The sequence below is a fragment of the Pandoraea nosoerga genome (assembly GCF_902459585.1).
Taxonomy (GTDB): domain Bacteria; phylum Pseudomonadota; class Gammaproteobacteria; order Burkholderiales; family Burkholderiaceae; genus Pandoraea; species Pandoraea nosoerga.
The window spans coordinates 35,274-53,797 of sequence record NZ_CABPSC010000004.1; the positions used below are offsets into that span (position 1 = coordinate 35,274).

General features: G+C 65.6%; 21 protein-coding genes, 1 tRNA gene and 1 pseudogene. 9 read left to right on the forward strand and 14 right to left on the reverse strand.

All coding sequences use genetic code 11. The features are described 5' to 3' along the window. The first annotated feature begins 114 nt into the window (after positions 1-114). From PNO31109_RS06915 to PNO31109_RS06930, 4 genes are all read left to right on the forward strand, one after another. A complete protein-coding gene (locus PNO31109_RS06915) occupies positions 115-855 on the forward strand; it encodes a transporter (protein ID WP_150555132.1) in 741 nt (246 codons plus the stop codon). A 215-nt stretch (positions 856-1,070) separates the two neighbouring features. Beyond that, positions 1,071-1,559, forward strand: a complete 489-nt coding sequence (locus PNO31109_RS06920; RefSeq protein WP_150554887.1) for an Rrf2 family transcriptional regulator — start codon at positions 1,071-1,073, stop codon at positions 1,557-1,559. Positions 1,560-1,862: 303 nt separating this feature from the next. Continuing rightward, positions 1,863-2,153: a DUF4148 domain-containing protein gene (locus tag PNO31109_RS06925; RefSeq protein ID WP_150554888.1), complete on the forward strand. Its 291-nt coding sequence runs from the start codon at positions 1,863-1,865 to the stop codon at positions 2,151-2,153. Positions 2,154-2,304: 151 nt separating this feature from the next. Beyond that, the gene (locus tag PNO31109_RS06930) at positions 2,305-3,195 is read left to right on the forward strand and encodes an AraC family transcriptional regulator (protein WP_150554889.1); all 891 of its coding nucleotides are present in this window, start codon (positions 2,305-2,307) and stop codon (positions 3,193-3,195) included. A gap of 310 nt (positions 3,196-3,505) precedes the next feature. Here PNO31109_RS06930 and PNO31109_RS21875 read toward each other — a convergent pair whose 3' ends face one another. Further along, a complete protein-coding gene (locus tag PNO31109_RS21875) occupies positions 3,506-3,667 on the reverse strand; it encodes a hypothetical protein (protein WP_174966308.1) in 162 nt (53 codons plus the stop codon). An 8-nt stretch (positions 3,668-3,675) separates the two neighbouring features. On the opposite strand from PNO31109_RS21875, the pseudogene PNO31109_RS06935 reads away from it, so the two are divergent. After that, positions 3,676-3,942 (forward strand): annotated as a pseudogene (locus PNO31109_RS06935) (XdhC family protein); the annotation flags it as partial. Positions 3,943-4,131: 189 nt separating this feature from the next. Here the strand turns inward: PNO31109_RS06935 and PNO31109_RS06940 are convergent. Further along, on the reverse strand, positions 4,132-5,541 hold the full coding sequence (locus tag PNO31109_RS06940) for an MFS transporter (RefSeq protein ID WP_150554890.1): 1,410 nt from the start codon (positions 5,539-5,541) through the stop codon (positions 4,132-4,134). 5 nt (positions 5,542-5,546) lie between these two features. Then, positions 5,547-6,200: a DsbA family oxidoreductase gene (locus PNO31109_RS06945; protein ID WP_150554891.1), complete on the reverse strand. Its 654-nt coding sequence runs from the start codon at positions 6,198-6,200 to the stop codon at positions 5,547-5,549. Between the two features lie 306 nt (positions 6,201-6,506). Here PNO31109_RS06945 and PNO31109_RS06950 point away from each other — a divergent pair, with 306 nt between their 5' ends. Together PNO31109_RS06950 and PNO31109_RS06955 are read left to right on the forward strand one after the other, a co-directional pair. Beyond that, entirely contained in the window at positions 6,507-7,025 is a 519-nt protein-coding gene (locus tag PNO31109_RS06950; protein ID WP_206111156.1) for a cupin domain-containing protein, read from the forward strand. Positions 7,026-7,127: 102 nt separating this feature from the next. Then, positions 7,128-7,751, forward strand: coding sequence for a flavin reductase family protein (locus PNO31109_RS06955; protein ID WP_150554893.1), 624 nt, complete (start codon positions 7,128-7,130; stop codon positions 7,749-7,751). Positions 7,752-7,906: 155 nt separating this feature from the next. On the opposite strand, the gene PNO31109_RS06960 is transcribed toward PNO31109_RS06955, so the two are convergent. The 9 genes from PNO31109_RS06960 to ybgC all read right to left on the reverse strand — a co-directional run bounded on the left by PNO31109_RS06960 (position 7,907) and on the right by ybgC (position 14,871). Next, positions 7,907-7,982, reverse strand: a tRNA-Lys gene (locus tag PNO31109_RS06960). 105 nt (positions 7,983-8,087) lie between these two features. Then, complete coding sequence (locus PNO31109_RS06965) at positions 8,088-9,203, reverse strand: YeeE/YedE family protein (RefSeq protein ID WP_150554894.1); 1,116 nt, start codon at positions 9,201-9,203, stop codon at positions 8,088-8,090. Positions 9,204-9,529: 326 nt separating this feature from the next. After that, entirely contained in the window at positions 9,530-10,273 is a 744-nt protein-coding gene (ybgF, locus tag PNO31109_RS06970) for a tol-pal system protein YbgF (RefSeq protein ID WP_174966309.1), read from the reverse strand. 10 nt (positions 10,274-10,283) lie between these two features. Next, positions 10,284-10,784, reverse strand: coding sequence for an OmpA family protein (locus tag PNO31109_RS06975; protein WP_150554895.1), 501 nt, complete (start codon positions 10,782-10,784; stop codon positions 10,284-10,286). 30 nt (positions 10,785-10,814) lie between these two features. Further along, a complete protein-coding gene (tolB, locus tag PNO31109_RS06980; RefSeq protein WP_150554896.1) occupies positions 10,815-12,107 on the reverse strand; it encodes a Tol-Pal system beta propeller repeat protein TolB in 1,293 nt (430 codons plus the stop codon). A gap of 101 nt (positions 12,108-12,208) precedes the next feature. After that, positions 12,209-13,252, reverse strand: coding sequence for a cell envelope integrity protein TolA (tolA, locus tag PNO31109_RS06985; RefSeq protein ID WP_150554897.1), 1,044 nt, complete (start codon positions 13,250-13,252; stop codon positions 12,209-12,211). Continuing rightward, entirely contained in the window at positions 13,249-13,683 is a 435-nt protein-coding gene (tolR, locus tag PNO31109_RS06990; RefSeq protein WP_150554898.1) for a protein TolR, read from the reverse strand. The genes tolA and tolR overlap by 4 nt, the downstream gene beginning before the upstream one ends. Before the next feature lie 21 nt (positions 13,684-13,704). Beyond that, a complete protein-coding gene (gene tolQ / locus PNO31109_RS06995) occupies positions 13,705-14,379 on the reverse strand; it encodes a protein TolQ (RefSeq protein ID WP_039409859.1) in 675 nt (224 codons plus the stop codon). 39 nt (positions 14,380-14,418) lie between these two features. After that, the gene (gene ybgC / locus PNO31109_RS07000; protein WP_150554899.1) at positions 14,419-14,871 is read right to left on the reverse strand and encodes a tol-pal system-associated acyl-CoA thioesterase; all 453 of its coding nucleotides are present in this window, start codon (positions 14,869-14,871) and stop codon (positions 14,419-14,421) included. Positions 14,872-15,198: 327 nt separating this feature from the next. Here ybgC and PNO31109_RS07005 point away from each other — a divergent pair, with 327 nt between their 5' ends. Then, entirely contained in the window at positions 15,199-16,077 is an 879-nt protein-coding gene (locus tag PNO31109_RS07005) for an NAD(P)-dependent oxidoreductase (protein ID WP_370749901.1), read from the forward strand. Between the two features lie 290 nt (positions 16,078-16,367). Further along, entirely contained in the window at positions 16,368-17,126 is a 759-nt protein-coding gene (locus PNO31109_RS07010; protein WP_150554901.1) for an IclR family transcriptional regulator, read from the forward strand. Positions 17,127-17,232: 106 nt separating this feature from the next. Here PNO31109_RS07010 and PNO31109_RS07020 read toward each other — a convergent pair whose 3' ends face one another. Both PNO31109_RS07020 and PNO31109_RS07025 read right to left on the reverse strand, forming a co-directional pair. After that, positions 17,233-17,913, reverse strand: a complete 681-nt coding sequence (locus PNO31109_RS07020; RefSeq protein WP_241013813.1) for an SRPBCC family protein — start codon at positions 17,911-17,913, stop codon at positions 17,233-17,235. Continuing rightward, positions 17,882-18,412 carry a glycine cleavage system transcriptional repressor gene (locus PNO31109_RS07025; RefSeq protein WP_150554902.1) on the reverse strand — a complete coding sequence of 177 codons (531 nt, stop codon included), beginning with the start codon at positions 18,410-18,412 and terminating at the stop codon, positions 17,882-17,884. Before PNO31109_RS07025 ends, PNO31109_RS07020 begins: the two co-directional genes overlap by 32 nt. Positions 18,413-18,524 lie beyond the last annotated feature (112 nt).

The window sequence follows — 18,524 nt, forward strand, 5'->3', positions numbered from 1 at the left end:
CTCTCGAAGAAGCCATCCATGACGCCCTGCCTTCCCGGGGGCATCCCACTCACACGCGACCCGGGGGCAAATCACGCCCCGGGTGGCACAAGTCAAGACAGAGAACGACTCATGATGAAAGCAATGACCCGTCTGGCCTGCCTTGCGCTGTTCTGTCCGCTCAGCGCCTTCGCCGCCCATCCGCTAGTGACCGACGACACCGGCACGCAAGGCAACGGCCGCTGGCAATTCGAATCGAACGGCGAAGTCACGTCGAAGCAGCCCGACACCGGGCGTCAGACGTTGTGGAACAGCACGCTCACGCGCGGCGTGGGCGAGACGCTGGATCTGTACGTGAACGCGCCGTACACCAATGTCCAGACCCGCTCCGATTCGGCCGGCAGCGGCTTCGGCGACGTGGAGGCCGGCGCGAAATGGCGCGTCTACGACGACGGCGCGTTGAGCATCGGTCTCAAGCCGTATCTCACGTTCCCGACCGGCAACGACCAGCGGGGCCTCGGCAGCGGCCGCGTCAATGGCGGCGCCACGCTCCTCACCCAGTACGTGCTCGACGACTGGACCTTTCTTTTCAACGCGGGCGCTGCCTATCAGCCGAATCGCCAGGGGCAGCGTCAATCGTTGTGGAAGGTGTCGGGCGCGGTGCTCTACCGGGTGCTGCCCTCGACGCAACTGATCGTCGACGTCGGCACGCAGCAGAATCCCGATTTCTCGCAACGCACCCATCCGGCGTTCATGATCGTCGGAGCCATCTACAGCCCGAAGCCTTGGCTGGACCTGGACGCTGGCTACCGGCGCGGCCTCAATCCACAGACGTATGACAATTCCTGGATGGGGGGTGTGACGGTGCGCTGGTGAGCGGCGTTCGTTCCATAGCCCGGCCTCGCGCCGGGCGACGAGGCCGACCGGCTCCGACTCTCCCAACCGCCTGCGTTCGTGCTCCCGGCCGCGCTCGCCGGCGCCGCCCGGCGATAAGATGCCTGCGCGGGCCATGTTAAACTGCCTCGCATCCTTATGCTGAGCGGCGCACCGGTATGCCGCCCGCCCGTTCCCGCCGATGTCTGGGCCGTGACATGCGACTCACCGACCACACTGATTACAGCCTGCGCACCTTGATCTACGTTGCGGTACATCCCGACGAGCTGGTGCACGTGCAGGCGGTGGCCGACGCCTTCGACATTCCCAAGAATCACCTTGTCAAGATCGTGCAGAAGCTCGGTCAGCTGGGTTTCCTGCATACCGTGCGCGGCCGTTCGGGCGGCATTCGCCTGGGGCGGCCGCCCGAGCGCATCGGGCTGGGCGAAGTGGTGCGGGCGATGGAGCCCGACTTTGCCATGGTCGAGTGCTTTCATCAGGGCGAGAACGCCTGCGTCATCACCTCGGCGTGCAACCTGCGCGGCGTGCTCGGCGAGGCGCTGCGCGCCTACTTCGACGTACTCGATCGATACACGCTGGCCGATCTGGTCGACAGACCCGGTGTGTTACGCCGCCTGCTCGGCGACGCTGCGGCGGCCATTCCGATCACCGACATCAAGGTCAAGCGGCGCACGGCCACGACCTGATCGGGCGGCTTTCCATCGACTCCGGCGTCGGCGCGCCGGCGTTGCCATCTTCTCAGCCAATTTCCCCTCCCGCAACGGGTGGCATCGGCGTTCTCTATCGTGCCGATAGGGTAGGCCAATGGCGACGGCGACTTCTGGACGATCGGTTGCATCTTGCAGACGCGCTGCCGCGAAATCAGAGCGGTCCTTTCGTAATCTTCAATCATGCCAAGCGGCGCCGAACCCAACGCCAGGAACCGGCGCCCGACGGAATGACACCCGGCATTCGCTAAGCGCGAAACGCCGACGGAAAGGAGAATCATCATGAACGCTCGTCTTTTTGCCGCTGCCCTCATTGCTACCGCCACGCTCGCCTGCGCGCCGGCGTTTGCCCAAACGCAGGTGGCCGATGCCGGCCAACCCTCTGCCTCGCAGGGGCTCACGCGCGCGCAGGTGCGCGAGGAACTGCGCCAGGCCCGCGCGTCCGGCCGGCTCGACCAGTCGCTCGACACCTATCCCTCGCTACTGCAGCAGCGCACGTCGGTAGGCCGCTCGCGTGCGGATGTCCGCTCGGAGATCGGTACGGCGGTGGATGCGAACGATGGCCGCGCATAAGGCAGCCGCAAGGGCTGCATAAGAGGTGCGCAGGCGCACATGAGGGACGCATGAGGGATACATGAGGGGTGCCGCAGGGCGGAGCCGGTCGCAGCAAAGCCTGGATAAATCCTCCATAATTGGCGCACCGGGTTAACGTCATGAGTGCGTCATGGATCGGCTCTCCACCCTGATTTCGAATTTCGGCGTTCGCGCCGGCGTATTCCACAGCGGCGGCCTGTGCGGCCTTGTGAGCTATGGTGTCGACGCCCACGACGGCGGGCATCTGCATTTGCTGCGTGCCGGCGAAGTCGAACTGGTTCTCGAAGACGGCTCGCGGCAGGACATCCTCGAGCCGTCGCTCATCTTCTTTCCTCGCCGCAACCGTCACCAACTGCTGGCCGGCGAAGGCGAGCGCGCCGAGCTCGTGTGCGGGTCGCTGTCGTTCGACGGCGGCCACAACAATCCGCTCGTGGCCGCGCTGCCCGAGTATCTCGTGCTTCCGACCCAATCGGTCTCCACGCTGGAGCTCACGCTGAACTGGCTGTTCACCGAGGCGTTCGGCGCCCAGTGCGGACGTCTCGCGGTGATGGACCGGCTGTTCGAGCTGCTGGTCATCCAACTGCTGCGCCATGTGCTGGAGCAGCGTATCGTGAGCCACGGCATGCTCGCCGGGCTCGCTGATCCGCGTCTTGCACGTGCGCTGCACGTCATCCATAACCAGCCGGGCGAGCCCTGGACCGTCGAATCGCTGGCGAGCACCGCCAACATGTCACGCGCCAACTTCGCGGCGCAGTTCCGCGAAATCGTGGGGCAGTCGCCTGCGGACTATCTGCTCGACTGGCGTATCGGGCTCGCGCAGAAGCGCTTGCGCGACGGTCAGCCGATCGCACGCGTGGCCGAGGAAGTGGGCTATGACAGTGCGTCGGCGCTGGCGCGGGCGTTCCGGCGCAAGACCGGCGCCAGTCCACGCGACTGGCTGCGTGCGCAGATGCACGCCGTCACGAGGCTGCCGCCACCGCGCGTGATGCACGTGCCCGCACTGCCTGCGCAGGCGGCGTAATCGCAGGACGAACGCGCAGCCATCGGTGTCGTTGTCGGCATCGCCATCCCTTGCGCCGTCATGACGTAACGGTGTCCAGAGGTCGAGCTCCCGCCCTGACCGTGAAGCCATTCTCGTGACGGAACAGGGCCTTCAATCCGCCACCCGGCTCTTCCAAGCCCTGGATGCCCCAGCGGCTGCCTTGCCATGTGTCGCTCTGAAACTGCACGAGCATCGCTTTGTGCGTAACGACCCTTTCAGACCGACATGGCTTGCCTCATCGCCAAGGCCAGCCTAGACGTGCGAATGTTGAACGTCCGAAGCGGCAATATCACTGGCTGGGCGCCGCTTTCATTCCGAAATAGCGTTTCAGTAAAAAACGCAATACGTCGAACTCGGCGCCCAGCACCATTCCCAGCAACGCCGCGCACAGGAAAACAATGTCGCCCGTGACGCCGAAGGCATACATCACACAGGCCAAGGTAGCGCCCATCACGAGTCCGAACGGCAGTCATCGCGTTGACCCACGACCCAAAGCTGGATGACCTGGCGCTAATGGAAGCACTCCGGAGCCCCGCGTTTTACGTCGCAGCGCTTGGTTCACGGCGGAACAATGCTGCGCGGCGCGAACGCCTGCGAGAGTTTGACCTGTCGGCAGAACAAATACAGCGACTTCGAGGGCCCGCGGGCATTGGCATCGGTAGCAAAACGCCCCCGGAGATCGCGGTGTCGATTTTGGCGGAGCTCATCGCCGCAAAAAACGGCGTGTTACCCGTGTCCCGGTTCGATGTTCGTCTGAATGACATTCCGACGGCGAGCGCGCCACGAAATACCGGCGTTGTCGAGCGCTGCCCGTCGTGAACTGCCCCAACGCGACTGGCCGCCACGTTTTCCCAAAGGCCCCCGGCAAAGCCCCGCACCCGGCGGCGCTTTGCATCCCACTGACGCCGGACGGGATCAATGCGCGCGCTTGCCCATCAACCGCATTGCGCTCGCAATACACCCCGCCGCGGAAAACACGGCTCCCCACGCCAGTGCCCAGGTCGAGCCGTGCGTGCCCGCCAGACCGAGCGCCAGGGCGACCAGCGCGGCGCCCGTCGCCTGGCCGAGCAGTCGCGAGGTGCCCACCATGCCGCTCGCGCCACCGCTGCGCTCGGGCGGCGCGCTGTGCATGAACGCCTTCAGGTTCGGCGACTGGAAGAAGCCGAAGCCCAGACCGCACAACGCCATGCGCCAGCCGATATCCCACAGCTGTGCGTGCTCCGGCATGATGGCCAGCAAGGCCATGCCCGCACTGAGCATGGCCAGACCGATGGCGCCGAGTGCGCCGGGTGGGTAGCGATCGGAGAGACGTCCCGCCACCGGCGCGATCGCCGCCACGAAGAACGGCCATGGCGTCATCAGGAAGCCGGTCTCGATCGGGCTGCGATGCAGCACGTTCTCGAAATAGAACGGCAGCGACACCAGACCGAGGCCCTGCGTCGCAAACGCACAGATGGCCGTCACGGTCGAGAGCGCGAAGGCCGGCAGGCGCAGCAGGTCGACCGGCAGCATCGGCGCGCGATGCCCGCGCTCGCGCCGGATCAGCGCCCAGCCGAACACGAGCGCGCCCACGAAGCATGCGAGCGTGAGATGCCAGTCGGCTTGCTGTGCGCTCTGGCTCAGCGCGAAGATCAGCAGCGCAAACGTCCCCACGTTGAGCAGGGCCGCCACCATGTCGGGCCGGTGCTCGCTGCGCGGCGTGTCGGGCAGATTGCGTCGCGAGAACGCCAGCGCCAGCAGCCCCGTCGGCACGTTGATCAGGAACAGCCACGGCCAACTCGCGAACGCCAGCACGAGCGATGCGATCGTCGGCCCCACCGCGAACGAGATGCCGACGATGAGCGCGTTCAGGCCCACGCCGCGTCCGAGCTGGTGCGCCGGATAGAGAAAGCGGATGAGCGCGATGTTTACGCTCATCACGGCGGCCGCGCCCACGCCTTGCAGCAGGCGCGCCGTTGCCAAAAAGCCGAGCGTCGGCGAGAGCGCGCACAGCAGCGACGCCACGAGGAACACCGCCACGCCCGCCATGAACACCCGCTTGTGGCCGACGCGCTCGCCGAGCGAGGCGAACGGCAGCAGCGTTGCCACCATCGCGAGCTGGTACGCGTTGACGATCCACACCGACGCCGACGGCGTGGTCTTCAGATCGAGCGCCATTTGTGGCAGCGCCGTATTGGCGATGGCCGTGTCGAGACTGGCGAGGGAGACGGCGAGCAGAATCGCCGTCATGGCCAGGCCGCGGCCGGCGGCCGGCGGCTCGTGGGGCTGCACCGACAGCGGCGCGCCGGCCGCCGTTGCGTCGGCGGTTGGAGGATGCGACGACATGGCGATCAGCCCTCGGCCAGAATCTGGCGGATGGCCTGCTCGAAGACTTCCGGCGGTTGGCCGCCGCTCACGAGATGACGATTGTTGAAAATGATGGCGGGCACCGAACGGATGCCGAGATTCTGGTAGTGGCGCTCCAGCGCTCGCACCTGCTCGGCGTACTCGTGCGAGGCCAGGATCTCGCGCGCACGGGCCGCGTCCAGCCCGGCTCGTTGCACGGCCTCGACCAGCACTTCCGGATCGCTCGTGCGCTTGCCTTCGACGAAATAGGCGCGCAACAGCGCTTCCTTGAGTGCGAGCTGCTTGTCGTTGCCGATCGTCTGGGCCCAGTGCAGCAGGCGGTGCGCGTCGAACGTGTTGTAGGCGTGCGTGCGCAGATCGAGGCGCATCGGGAAGCCTTCGGCGGCCGCGCGGGCGCTGATGTTCGCGCGGTTCTGCGCCATCTGCTCTGGCGAGAGGCCGTACTTGCGCGCCATGTAGTCGGCGAGCGGCACGCCGTCGACGGGCATGTCGGGATTGAGTTCGAACGGACTGAAACTCAGGTCGGCGTCGACCTCGTCGCCCAGGCGCCCGAGCGCGGTCTTCAGTGAGGCAAGGCCGATCGCGCACCACGGGCAGGCGACGTCGGAGACAAAATCAATCTTGAGCTTGGCGGGCATGGTCGGACGGCGCCGTTGCGGCGCGGACAATGAAAAACGCGCCGCCCTGACGCGACGCAACAAGCGAATCGTCGCACAAATCGACGATTCGCGTCGGGCCGTGGGAGCGCCGGCGTCCGCCCCTTGATTTGCGCGGGTCTGGCGCGCATTGGTGCCGCTGCCCGACGCCGCACGCGGTTTTACGTGTCGGAATCTCTGTTTTGTTCAATGAACCGCGCCGCGTATGCGCCGGGTCGATCAGCAGAGTCCGGCGGCAATGCGCTATCGTGTGGGGTGTTTGCTGCCGTTTTTCGCATCGACTCTGGAGTGCCCATGACGCCTGCCGCCGAGCTCGTTGTTTCACTCGCATTGCAACCGCACCCCGAGGGCGGCTTTTATCGGGAGACGTATCGCTCGGCCGATACGATCGAGGCGAACGCGTTGCCGCCGGGCTTTTCGGGCCCGCGCAGCGTCAGCACCGCGATTCTCTATCTGCTGGAAGCGGGCGACTTCTCGGCGTTTCATCGTATTCGCAGCGACGAGATATGGCACTTCCATCTCGGCGACGCGCTTTGGGTCCACGAGATCGACGCTCATGGCGCACTGACGACGACGGCGCTCGGCAGCCGCATTTCGGCGGGCGAACGTTTGCAGCATGTGGTGCGTGCCGGTCACTGGTTTGCCGCGCAGCCGGCACCGGCGTCGCGCTTTTCGCTAGTTGGCTGTACGGTGGCGCCGGGCTTCGCATTCGAGGATTTCGAGATGGCGGACCCGGCGGCGCTGGCCGCACGGTGGCCCGCGCACCGCGATCTGATTTTGCGCCTCGGGCGCGGGGCGGCACGCTGATATTCGCGGCCTGCACGGGCGAGCCGCGCCGCGAACCCTGGCATCATCTCGCTTGAATTTTTCGCCTACATCTGTCGCGCATCTCTTTTCATGCTTTCTGCCATGTCCAACGACGACGTTCACTTTTACGACCCCGCCAAGGGCCACGGCCTGTCGCACGATCCGTTCAAGGCCATTGTCGCGCCGCGCGTGATCGGCTGGATCTCGAGCCGCGACGCCGAGGGCCGGGTCAACCTCGCGCCGTACAGCTTCTTCGGCGCGTTCGCGACATTCCCGCCGATCATCGGCTTTTGCAGCGAAGGCTACAAGGATTCGATCGCCAACATCGAAGCCACGCGCGAGTTCGTCTGGAATCTCACGAGCAAGTCGCTCGTCGGGCAGATGAACCGCACGTCCGCGCCGGCGGGGCCCGAGATCGACGAGTTCGAACTGGCCGGCCTCACGAAGGCGCCCGGCGTGAATGTCGCCGTACCGCACGTGGCCGAATCGCCGGCGTCACTCGAGTGCAGGCTGCTGCAAATCGTGCGCATGCACGACCTGGAGGGCAAACCGATGAACAACTGGCTGGCGCTGGGGCAAGTGGTCGGTGTGCATATCCGCCGCGAATACCTGGGCGAGGACGGCCTGTTCGATACGGCGAAGGCGCATCCCGTCATGCGGGCGGGCTACCTCGGCGATTATGCCGAGATCGGACCGATGTTCGATCTGCGTCGGCCCAAAGCCTGAGCGGCGGGTTGCGGCGGCCATCGAAGGCGGACTTCGTCGTCACCCGCACGATCGGGGCCCGCGACCCAAATGGGCCCCAAAGGGCAGTTGCAAGAATGGGGGAAAGGGCGGAAAACAAAAAAGGGCTGCGATTTCTCGCAACCCCTTACGTATTCTGGTAGGCCGTGCAGGATTCGAACCTGCGACCAACGGATTAAAAGTCCGCTGCTCTACCAACTGAGCTAACGACCCAACGAAGAAAAAGATTATAGCGTCGTGCTCGTTATAGTGTCAAGATGTGTGCGACTCAGATATGTCCGTTTCGACGCAATTTCCCGCGCGATGCGCAATATCCGGTCAAACGCTGCGTTCAATGCGCCACATCTGGTACTTGAATGCGCAGACGCCGCCCACGAGAATCGCGGCGATCGCGACGAACGAGCCGAGCGCCAGCGTCGACACGCCGGACAGGCCTTGGCCGACCGTGCAGCCCAGCGCCGTCACGCCGCCAAAGCCCATCAGCACGCCCCCGACCATGTGGTTCGCCGTGTCTTCCGTTCCCTGGAAACCCTCCCAGCGGAACGTGCGCGAGACCAGCGCATAAACGAACGACCCCGCGATCACGCCCAGTACACTCGCAATGCCCAGCGTGATCACGTTGCTCGTGTCGCTCCACATCATCAGCCAGTACATCGTGTACGCGAGCGGCGACACGAACGAGAGCGCTTCCATCTTGCCGGAGTTCGTCGCGACGAAACTCTCCTCGAGCGTGTTCGGATTCTCGGCGACGTAGCCGACCTTGCCCGATACGTACCACAGCGCCACGATGATCGCGCCCACGACCAGGCCGCCGAGCAGGTGGTCGAACGTCCAGAATTCGCGCCGGGCCACGGCCGCCGCGACGAAGGCGCCGCCGACGATCAGGCCCAGAATGAGTTGCGCGCGATGCACGTCGCCGCCGAAGGCGCCGCCGAGCAGGGTCGGCAGATCCTGCGAGGTGGCAAACGTCGTTTGCACACTGTCGATGGCGGCCACACGCAGGACCGCGAAGACACCCTTGAGCGTCATGTAGGCAGACACCGCGATCATCACGAAAACGAGCAGCGACTTGAGGTTGCCTCCGCCGATGCGCACGAGCGTCTTGCTCCCGCAACCCGACGCGAGCACCATGCCGAAGCCGAAGAACCAGCCGCCCACCAGATACGACAGCCATGTGAAGCGCGGCGTCGTGTAGATGGCCTTCACGGGATCGATGACGCCTTGCGAGGCGAGCACGCCGGTGCCGATGGTCGCCACGCCGATGGCAAGCCACCACATGCGCATGCGGTTCCAGTCGCCGATGTTCACAATGTCGGAGAGCGCGCCCATCGTGCAGAAATGCGTGCGCTGCAGTACGGCGCCGAACACGAAGGCAAGACCAAAGGTGAGCCACACGACGGTGTGGGAGAGGGCGGTGAGATCGACGTCGGTCATGAGACTGGAGGCAAAGAGACGTATCGGCCGCGACCGGCCGTTCGGTGCATTTGTGCGAGCCACGGGGCGTGGTCGCTTTGTTATTGTCGGACGCGCCGCGCAGGCCTTGCGCGGACCCGTCATGGGCGCGCTCGCCATGCCACGCGAGCCATCGGCCCGCGCGCATCCCCTTCAGGCGCCGCGCCTCGAACGCTTGGAAAGTCCGTATTCTACTTGAGGTCTCGCCCGACGCCCGGAAACGACAACGCCGCCCTGAAGGCGGCGTCGTTCGTTTGACGAGTGTCCTCACACGGCAGGCTGGTTCGCGCAGCCGGCCGAGGGGCGTTCTACTTCAGCTTGGCCGCACGTTTCTTGGCCTCCGCTGCGGATTCGGTGTCCGGGTACTTGGCCATCAATTCCTGCAACGTTTTTTTCGCTGCCGCAGTCTGCCCGGATTCCGCCTGGTTGCTGGCAATCGCCAGCATGGCCTCGGCGGCCTTCGGGCTCGTCGGGTACTTCGTCACGATCGCCTGCAGCGTCGCGGTCGAACCCTTCAGATCCTTGTTGGCGTACTGCGCATTGCCAAGCCAGAACTGCGCTTCGGGTTGATACGGGCTGTCAGGGTACTTGGCTGCGAAGGTCCGGAATGCCGTTTGCGCCCCCTTGTAGTCACCGTTGCGGAATTTCGTCAGCGCGGCGTCAAAGACGTCTTTTTCGCCCGGCTGGACGGTGCCCGTGACACCGCCGACGGTCATCTGCTGCGGTTCGAACTTCTTCAGACGACCATCGAGATCGGTGTAGAAGTCCTTTTGACTTTGCTGCAGGTTCGCAAGCTGGTTTTTCAGATCTTCGTTCTGGCCGCGCTGGTCGGCCAGATCACGCTGCAACTGCTGGATCTGGTTGTTCAAATCCAGCACGTTGCGCGTGAGCCCCTCGATCCGTTGCTTGTCCGCATCCAGACGGCTACGGATATCGAGGATCGCTTTGCGCGCCTCGTCGTCGTCGAACAATCCGGCATGCGCGAGCGGGCTCAGCACCGCAGTGCCGAGCGTCGCCGCGCAAATCAGGTTTTTAAGCAAACGAGACGTCATGACGATTCAATCAATAAGCCAGATCGACGCGACGATCCTGTGCCCAGGTCGCTTCGTCGGTGCCGGTGGCCTTTTCCTTGCCGAGCGAAACGGCTTCCATCTGGCTGGCGTTGGCGCCCAGGGCCGTCATGGTCTTCAGGACGGCTTCGGCACGCTTCTGACCCAGCGCCAGGTTGTACTCGCTCGTACCGCGCGGGTCGGTGTTGCCCTGGAGCAGCACCTTGCGTTGCGAGTACTTGTTCAGGAAGTTGGCGTGCGCCTGGAGCATCGGCGAGTACTGGCTGTCGACGGCATAGCTGTCGAAGCCGAAGTACACGCTGCGCTTGGCGAGCGGGCCGTTCGGGTTGTTCAGTTCGGCGGCCGAGGCGTCGACGGGGGTGACGGCGCGCGCGTCGGTCGTGGTCTGACCCTTGTTGGCGTTAGCCTGGTCGTCGAGCTTCACACCCGAGGAGCAAGCGGCCAGAGCGGCCAGCGAGGAGATGGCGAAGATGCTACGAAGCAGGGAACTCATATGAGCCTCCGATTGATGTTGCTGTTGATGTTATTGCATGAAGGGGCCCCAGGAGGGTTCGCGAACTTCCCCTCCCCGGACCTGAAGAATCTGCCGGGTTTGCCCGTCCACCGAGACTGCCGCGAGAACCTTGCGGCCTCCCGACTGCGTTGCATAAAGAATGTATTTGCCGTTCGCGGCGAAACTCGGTGACTCGTCGTGGCCGGTGTCGGTCAGAGCCGTAACATCGCCAGTACTCATATCCTGCACGCACAGCTTGAATCCGCCACCCTGACGCGAGATGAACGCGAGCAACTTGCCGTCGGGGCTGATTCGCGGGCTGACGTTGTAACTCCCCTTGAAGGTCACGCGCTGCGCGCCGCCTTCGCCTTCGCCGCCGGCCGGCATCTTGTAGATCTGCGGACCACCGCCACGATCGCTCGTGAAGTAGATCCATTTGCCGTCCGGGGAATACTGCGGTTCGGTGTCGATCGCGCCGCTGCGCGACAGACGCTTGAGGCCGCCGCCATTGGCGTTGACCTGATAGATCTGGGTGTTGCCATCGCGCGAGAGCGCCACGGCGAGCTTGCTGCCATCCGGCGACCACGACGGTGCCGAGTTGTTGCCGCGCTCGTTGGCGAGCACCGCGCGCCGGCCCGAGGGCAGGTCGTGGATGTACACCACCGGCTTGCGCCTCTCGAACGAGACGTAGGCGACCTTCGTGCCGTCCGGCGACCATGCCGGCGAGATGATCGGTTCGCGGCTGTTGAGCGCCACGCGGGCGTCCTGGCCGTCGGAGTCGGAGATCTGCAACTGGTACGTGTTGCCGGTGTGCAGCACGTAAGACAGGCGCGTGGCGAACACGCCGCGATCGCCCAGCAGCTTCTGATAGATGTAGTCGGCGATCTTGTGCGCCGTCAGGCGCAGGTTGGCCGCCGAGGACGTGAGCGCCAGACCGCCCAGGGGCTGCCCGTTGACGGCGTCGTACAGACGGAAGCTGACCTGGAAGTTGCCGTTGCCGGCCGGTGCGATGGTGCCCGAGACGAATGCGTTGGCGCCCTTGGCGCGCCATGTGCCGAGATCGACCGAATCGTCCACACCGACCGATGCGCCGCCCGTGTCGATCTGGTTGAAGCGTCCGCTGTTCGTCAGGTCGGCCTTGACGACCGAGACGACGTCCGTCGGCGCGGTGCCCTTGAAGTTCGACACGGCAATCGGGTATCGGTTGGTACCGACGCCGTTGATCTCGACGGTAAGCGGGGTCTGCGCATGGGCGATCGTGCAAGCCGCGGTGAGCCAGGTGGCCACCAGCGCACGCCATGCATATTTACTGGAAATTCGCATGCGTTCGATTGGTCAGTTGACGCGGTGCAAGAGGCATTTTTACCACATCCGGATGAAAATGGACTCGCATCGCTCGGTTTTCGTTCCCGTTTGGCAACAGCTCACCCCTTGGGGCGGAGGCGGATGTCGAGGTTCGGGGGCGGAGCCTTGCCGTCGACGCCGCGCGGCAAGGGGTCTGATTTCTTGATGGCGGCCATGGCCGCGGCGTCCCAGGCGGGGTTGCCGCTCGACTTGGTGAGCGTCATCGACAGAATGCTGCCGTCCGGGGCGATGCGCACCGCGACGATCGCCAGCGGATTACCGGTGGTGTCGCCGGCGTAGGCGATATTCGGCATGACCTTGGCGCGCACGCGCTCGGCGTAGCCGGCCGTCGACGTGCCGCCGCCGCCTGCGCCCGTGCCGCCCGCTTGCGTGCCCAGACCGTTGCCGTTGGCGCCCGGCGTGCCGTTGGCCATGCCGCGCAGCGCGGCCAGACGTTCGTTGCGCGCGGCCTCGGCCGCCTTTTGCGCCGCCGCCTGTTGCGCGGCCTTGGCCTTGGCTGCCTTCTCTTCGGCGGCCTTCTTCTCGGCGTCGGCCTTCTTCTCGGCGTCGGCCTTCTTCTCGGCGTCGGCCTTCTTCTGCGCCTCGGCCAGTTGCTGCTGCTTGAGCTCGTCGGCCTTCTTCTGTTCGGCGAGCTTCTGCTGGCGCGCCGCCTCGTCCGCCGCTTTCTTGCGGGCGAGCTCGGCGGCGGCCTGCTGTTCGGCCAGCTGCTTTTGCCTGAGCGCTTCCTGGCGCGCTTTTTCTTTTTGCCGCTCGGCCTCGAGCAGGCGCGCCTGTTCGGCCGCTTCCTGCTCCTGCTTGCGTTTTTTCTGCTGCAGCGCGATGTCGGCGTCCTCTTCGGGGCGCGGCGCCGGCACGGCAACGGCCGGAGGTGCGGGCGTCGGCGGCGGCGTTACGACCTGCGGTGTGGGCTGCGCGAGCTCTTCCGGCGTCCATAATTCGGCTTCGGAGCCGGCGGGGGAACTGTTCTGCCAGCGCATGCCATAGAAGAGCAGCGCGAATAGCAGCGCGTGCATGAGCAGCGCGAGAAGAAATGCCCGCCCCGTGCCGCGCTCATCCTTGCGCGGACCGATGGGACGGTCGGAACGGCCTACGGTGGTGCTCATTTCTGCTTGACGAGCAGGCCCACACGCTTGACGCCTTGGGCCTTGAGATCGGACATCACGTTCATGACGCTTTCATAGCGCACCGACTTGTCGGCGGCGATGACGACCGGCTGGTCCGGATTGGCCGCCTGGCGGCCTTGCAGGAAGCCGGTCAGGTCGCCGGCGCTCATGCGCTGCTCGATGGTGTTCTGACCATCCTTGTAGCGCACGAGCATGCGATTGTCCGCTTCGATGTTGACGACCACCGGCGGCGTCTGCTGCTGTGGGCTCGCGTTGGCGACGCTCGGCAGATTGACGATCGACGGCGCCACCAGCGGGGCGGCCACCATGAAGATGACGAGCAGCACCAGCATCACGTCGATGTAGGGCACGACGTTGATGTCCGCCATGGCGCGACGGCCGCGGCGAGCGTTGCGCATAGAACCTGCCATGTCTCGGCGCTCCCGGAGTGCTTAGTGAATCTGCCGTTGCAGGATGTTGGAGAATTCTTCGATGAAGCTCTCGAAGCGGATCGACAGCCGGTCGATGTCGGTAGCGAAGCGGTTGTAGGCGACCACGGCGGGGATCGCGGCGAACAGACCGATGGCCGTGGCCACCAGCGCCTCCGCGATGCCCGGTGCCACGTTGGCGAGCGTGGCTTGCTGGACGTTCGACAGGCCGCGGAATGCGTTCATGATACCCCACACGGTCCCGAACAGGCCAATGTACGGGCTGACCGAACCGACCGACGCGAGGAACGGCAGGTTGGCCTCGAGCGAGTCCATTTCACGTTGATAGCAAGCTCGCATGGCACGGCGCGCGCCGTCGAGGATCGCGTGCGGATCGCTCAGGCCCTTCTCGCTCGCCTTGATGTATTCGCGCATGCCCGATTCGAAGATTCGTTCCAGCGCGCCGGTCTGATGGCGGTTGTTCAGCGCGCTTTGATAAAGCGCCTGCAGATCGCCGCCGGACCAGAAATCGCGCTCGAAGCGCTCCGTCTGGGTGCGGGCGCGGCGCACCGCAAAGATCTTGCGGAAGATGTGCGTCCACGACAGCAGCGAGAGCAGCAGCAGCAGGCCCATGACGGCCTGGGCAAGCACGCTGGCATGCATGACCAGCGAAATGATGGAAAGGTCTTGATCGGGCATGGTGTGGTGATTGACTGACCGGAATGCTTGTTCTTGGAATCAGGCGTTCGCCGCGGCATTGGCCGTTGTCGCCGCCGACTGCATGGCAAGGCGCACGTGCGCCGGAATCTTTCCAGGGCGCAGCGTGCGGGCGGCTACGCAGCCGATTTTGATGGTGCCGCGCGCCAACAGTTCGCTGGTGCCGTCCGGCGCGTGACGCCAGGCTTCCTGGTGAAAGTCCACCGAAGCCCCGCCAACGCGGTCGATGCGGCTTCGGATGTCGAGAAGATCGTCGAGCCGGGCGGGGCTCAGGTAGTCGAGGGCAGTGGCGCGCACGATGAAGATCATGCCGGTATGGCGGGCCAGTTCGTATTGCTCGATACCAAGCGAACGGAGCCACTCGGTGCGGGCCCGTTCAAAGAATTTTAAGTAGTTGGCGTAGAAGACGACGCCTCCGGCGTCCGTGTCCTCGTAGTAAACGCGAATTGACCAACTGGTATCAAAATCAGCCATGCCGCGCATTGTATCGGAACCGGGCAACAACGCCAGTCACGGAAACACAATTTTTCAAACCTCGGCAACGATCGAGCGCTTACGGTGTGTTTTTGATGGCGAGAGGGTGCACCAAATTGGGGCAAACGGGCGGCAATGCCCCGTGTGACGGGCGACGGCGCTGGCGTGGGCGCGTCGCCCGTCTCTATAATGACGGCTCGCAAGCCCCCTGAAATTCCCATGCGACCCGGGCGCGCACGCCTGTTCGCGCGCGCCTTTCGGTCCTCACCAAGCGAAACCACCTGCGAGGCCCTCGAATTGACTTCCCCCACTTCCCCGACTCCTGCTTTGCGTGTCGCCTTCCTCGGCCTGGGCGTAATGGGCTATCCCATGGCCGGCCACCTGCTGCGCGCCGGCCACACGGTCACGGTCTATAACCGGACCGCCGCGAAGGCGCAGCAATGGGTCAAGGAGTACGGCGGCGCCTGCGCGGCCACTCCGGCCGCGGCGGTCCGCGACGCCGACATCGTGGCCGCCTGCGTCGGCAACGACAACGACCTGCGCAGTATCGTGCTCGGCGAGCAGGGCGCCTTCGCCGGCATGAAGGCCGACGCGGTCTTCGTCGACCACACCACGGCCTCGGCGGACGTGGCGCGCGAACTCTACGCCGCCGCGCGCGAGAAGGGGCTGCACTTCGTCGACGCCCCTGTCTCGGGCGGCGAAGCCGGCGCCAGGAACGGCGTGCTCACCATCATGTGCGGCGGCGACGCGCCGGCATTCGAGCGCGTCGCCCCCACGCTGGGCGCCTATGGGCGCGCCGTGACGCGCATCGGCGAGGCCGGCGCCGGCCAACTCGCCAAGATGGTCAATCAGATCTGCATCGCGGGGCTCGTGCAGGGGTTGTCCGAAGCGATCAACTTCGGGCAGCGCGCCGGCCTCGACATGCCGCTGGTGCTCGACGTGATCAACAAGGGCGCTGCGGCGAGCTGGCAGATGGACAACCGCGGTCAGACGATGATCGACGGCAAGTTCGACTTCGGCTTTGCGGTCGACTGGATGCGCAAGGACCTCGGCCTGTGTCTGGCCGAAGCCCAGCGTAACGGCGTGTCGCTGCCGGTGACGGCACTGGTCGATCAGTTCTACGGCGAGGTCCAGGCGCTGGGCGGCTCGCGCTGGGATACGTCGAGCCTGATCCATCGTCTGCGCGTGCTCTGCGGCAAGGCCTGACGCGCGCCGGTCCGGCGTCCGGCCGTCGGCGGGCGTCGGCGGGCGTTGGATACGTTTTGGATATCGGGGAAACCCCGGGGATAGCACGCATCGTCAGGGTTTGGCAATTGGCACTAGAATTCGGAAAACGGGACGTCGCGGCGCGACGGCACGGCGGTACGTTGACGTAGCAGCGCGGGAGCGGGCTGGAGCGGTGGCGTTCGAAGTGCCCGAGAATGCCTGGGCCAAGGGAGACCGCCGCGAGCGATAACGACCTAGAAGACAACTCGACCCCGATATCCGACACCGACATGAGTAATCAGTCGAACGCCGCGGCCGTCCGCGCATTTCGCATTCTCGAAATCCTCAGCGCCGCGGGCGCCCCGATGACACTGGCGCAGATCGTGGCCGCCATCGGTCTGCCCAAGCAGACCGTCCATCGCATTCTCAAGCAGCTCGAAGCCGCGTGGCTGGTGACGCGCCAGGCGGGCAGCCGTCACTACGAGCCGTCGTCGCGCGTGCGGGCCATGGCCGTCAACGCGCTCATGCACGCCGGGCCCGCGGCCGCGCGCCACGCGATTTTGCAGCAACTCGTCGACAAGCTCGGCGAGACGTGCAACCTGTCGATGCTCTCGGGCGACGACCTCGTCTACCTGGACCGTGTGGAGACCGAATGGTCGCGCCAGCTCAAGCTCTCGCCGGGCTCACGCGTGCCGCTGCATTGCACGGCGAGCGGCAAGCTGCTGCTGGCGTACCTGCCGCGCGCGCGTCGAGAAAAGCTCATTGCGCACCTGCCGCTGCGCCCGCGTGCGGAGAACACGATCACCGATCTCGAAGATCTTCGCAACGAGCTGGCAGACACTCGCAAGCGCCGCATCGGGACCAACAACGAAGAGCACGTGCCGGGCATGATCGCCGTGGCCGTGCCGGTGATGCTCGATCGCAACCGTGCATGCGCGGCCATCGCCGTACAGGCGAGCGCGCAGCACACCACGCTCGAAAAGCTCATGACGTATCTTCCCGACCTTCAGGAAGCGGCCGAGACCATGGCGGCAACGTTCAACGAGTAAGGCGCGCGGCGCTCCGCGCCGAAGGGCTCGCCGAGCGCGACGGGCAAATCCCGAAGGGGCAACCAAAGGACAACCGGCGGACGAAGGCTGGCGAACGTGCGCCGCGTCACTGCGCCCGCGCTGCGCTGGCGGCCGTGGCCGGGATGGCCGGGATGGCCGGGCTTGCCGGATTTGCCGGACTCGCCGCCGGCGCGGCCGCGGAGGCCGCAGAGGCCGCAGAGGCCGAAGCGCCGAGCACCCTGGCCAGTTGCCGGGCGCCTTGCGCCGATTCGGCGCGCATGCGCGGACCGACGAAGAGCGGGTCGAGTATCAGGAACAGCAGATTCGGCGTGCGATAGATAAAGTCGCGCTCGAAGCGCGTGCCGGAGCCGTCGGGCGTCAGCGTGTAACGCACTTGTGCCGAGGGGCGCCGATTGACTTCTGCCTCGGCCCGCCAGGTCAGCGGCGGCTTCGCTTCGATCACTCGCCAATGGAGGATGCCGTGCCGGCCGGCGAGGCGGAATTCCTCGGCCACCTCGTCGCCGAGCGCGAGCGGGCGGTCCGTCGTGCCTTGCACCGCGAGCGATGCCGGATGCCAGGCCGGCCAGTTCGCGGGCGTCGTCACATAGTCGTAGACCGCCTGCGGCGGCGCGCGCAGCGTCACCACGGTGACGACATGCGTCTGGCGCTCGAACGGCAGTGGCAGCAGCGAGAGCAGGGCCATCACCGCCACCGCCCCGAGGACGAACAGGAAGGCGCGCTTCATCGGTGCGCGCTCACGCACCGGCAGGCGAATCGAGTTCGACATCGACCATGAGGTCGTCGGCCAGGCTCTCCAGAACGTCGCGCAGCGCCTCGGTCGTCACGCTCGCCGGCACGCGAAGCCGCGCCGTGGCGCGAAACAGCGTGCCTCCCGACATCGACCCCTCGACGCACTCGGTCGCGAGCTCGTCGATGCTCACGCCGCGCGAGAAAAGCACATGCGAGATTTCCTTGACGATGCCCGGATGGTCCTGCCCCACCAGATCGAGTTGCAGCGTGCGCGCGGCGGGGTCTTCGGCGGCGCTTTGCGCGTGCGTGACGGCGATGCGCAGGCCGTGTGTCTGCAGCGCATGCAGCGCCTTCGTGAGCGGCTCGGCCTGATCGTCGGGAACCTGCAGATGGATGATGCCGGCGAACTGGCCGGCCAGATTGGCGAGACGGCTCTCGAGCCAGTTGGCGCCTGCGGCGGTGGCGCGATCGGCGATCGCGTTGACCAGCCCCGGACGGTCCGGGCCGATCACGTTCAGAATCAGGGACGTCGTCATCACAGGCTCCATCGACACTGAGGGGCAAGAGGCGGCGCAGGCGACACGCCGGGCCCGCGTGTTCATGCAATGGACCGTGGCGCGCATCAGGCTCAAGTGTAGTGCAATCGCG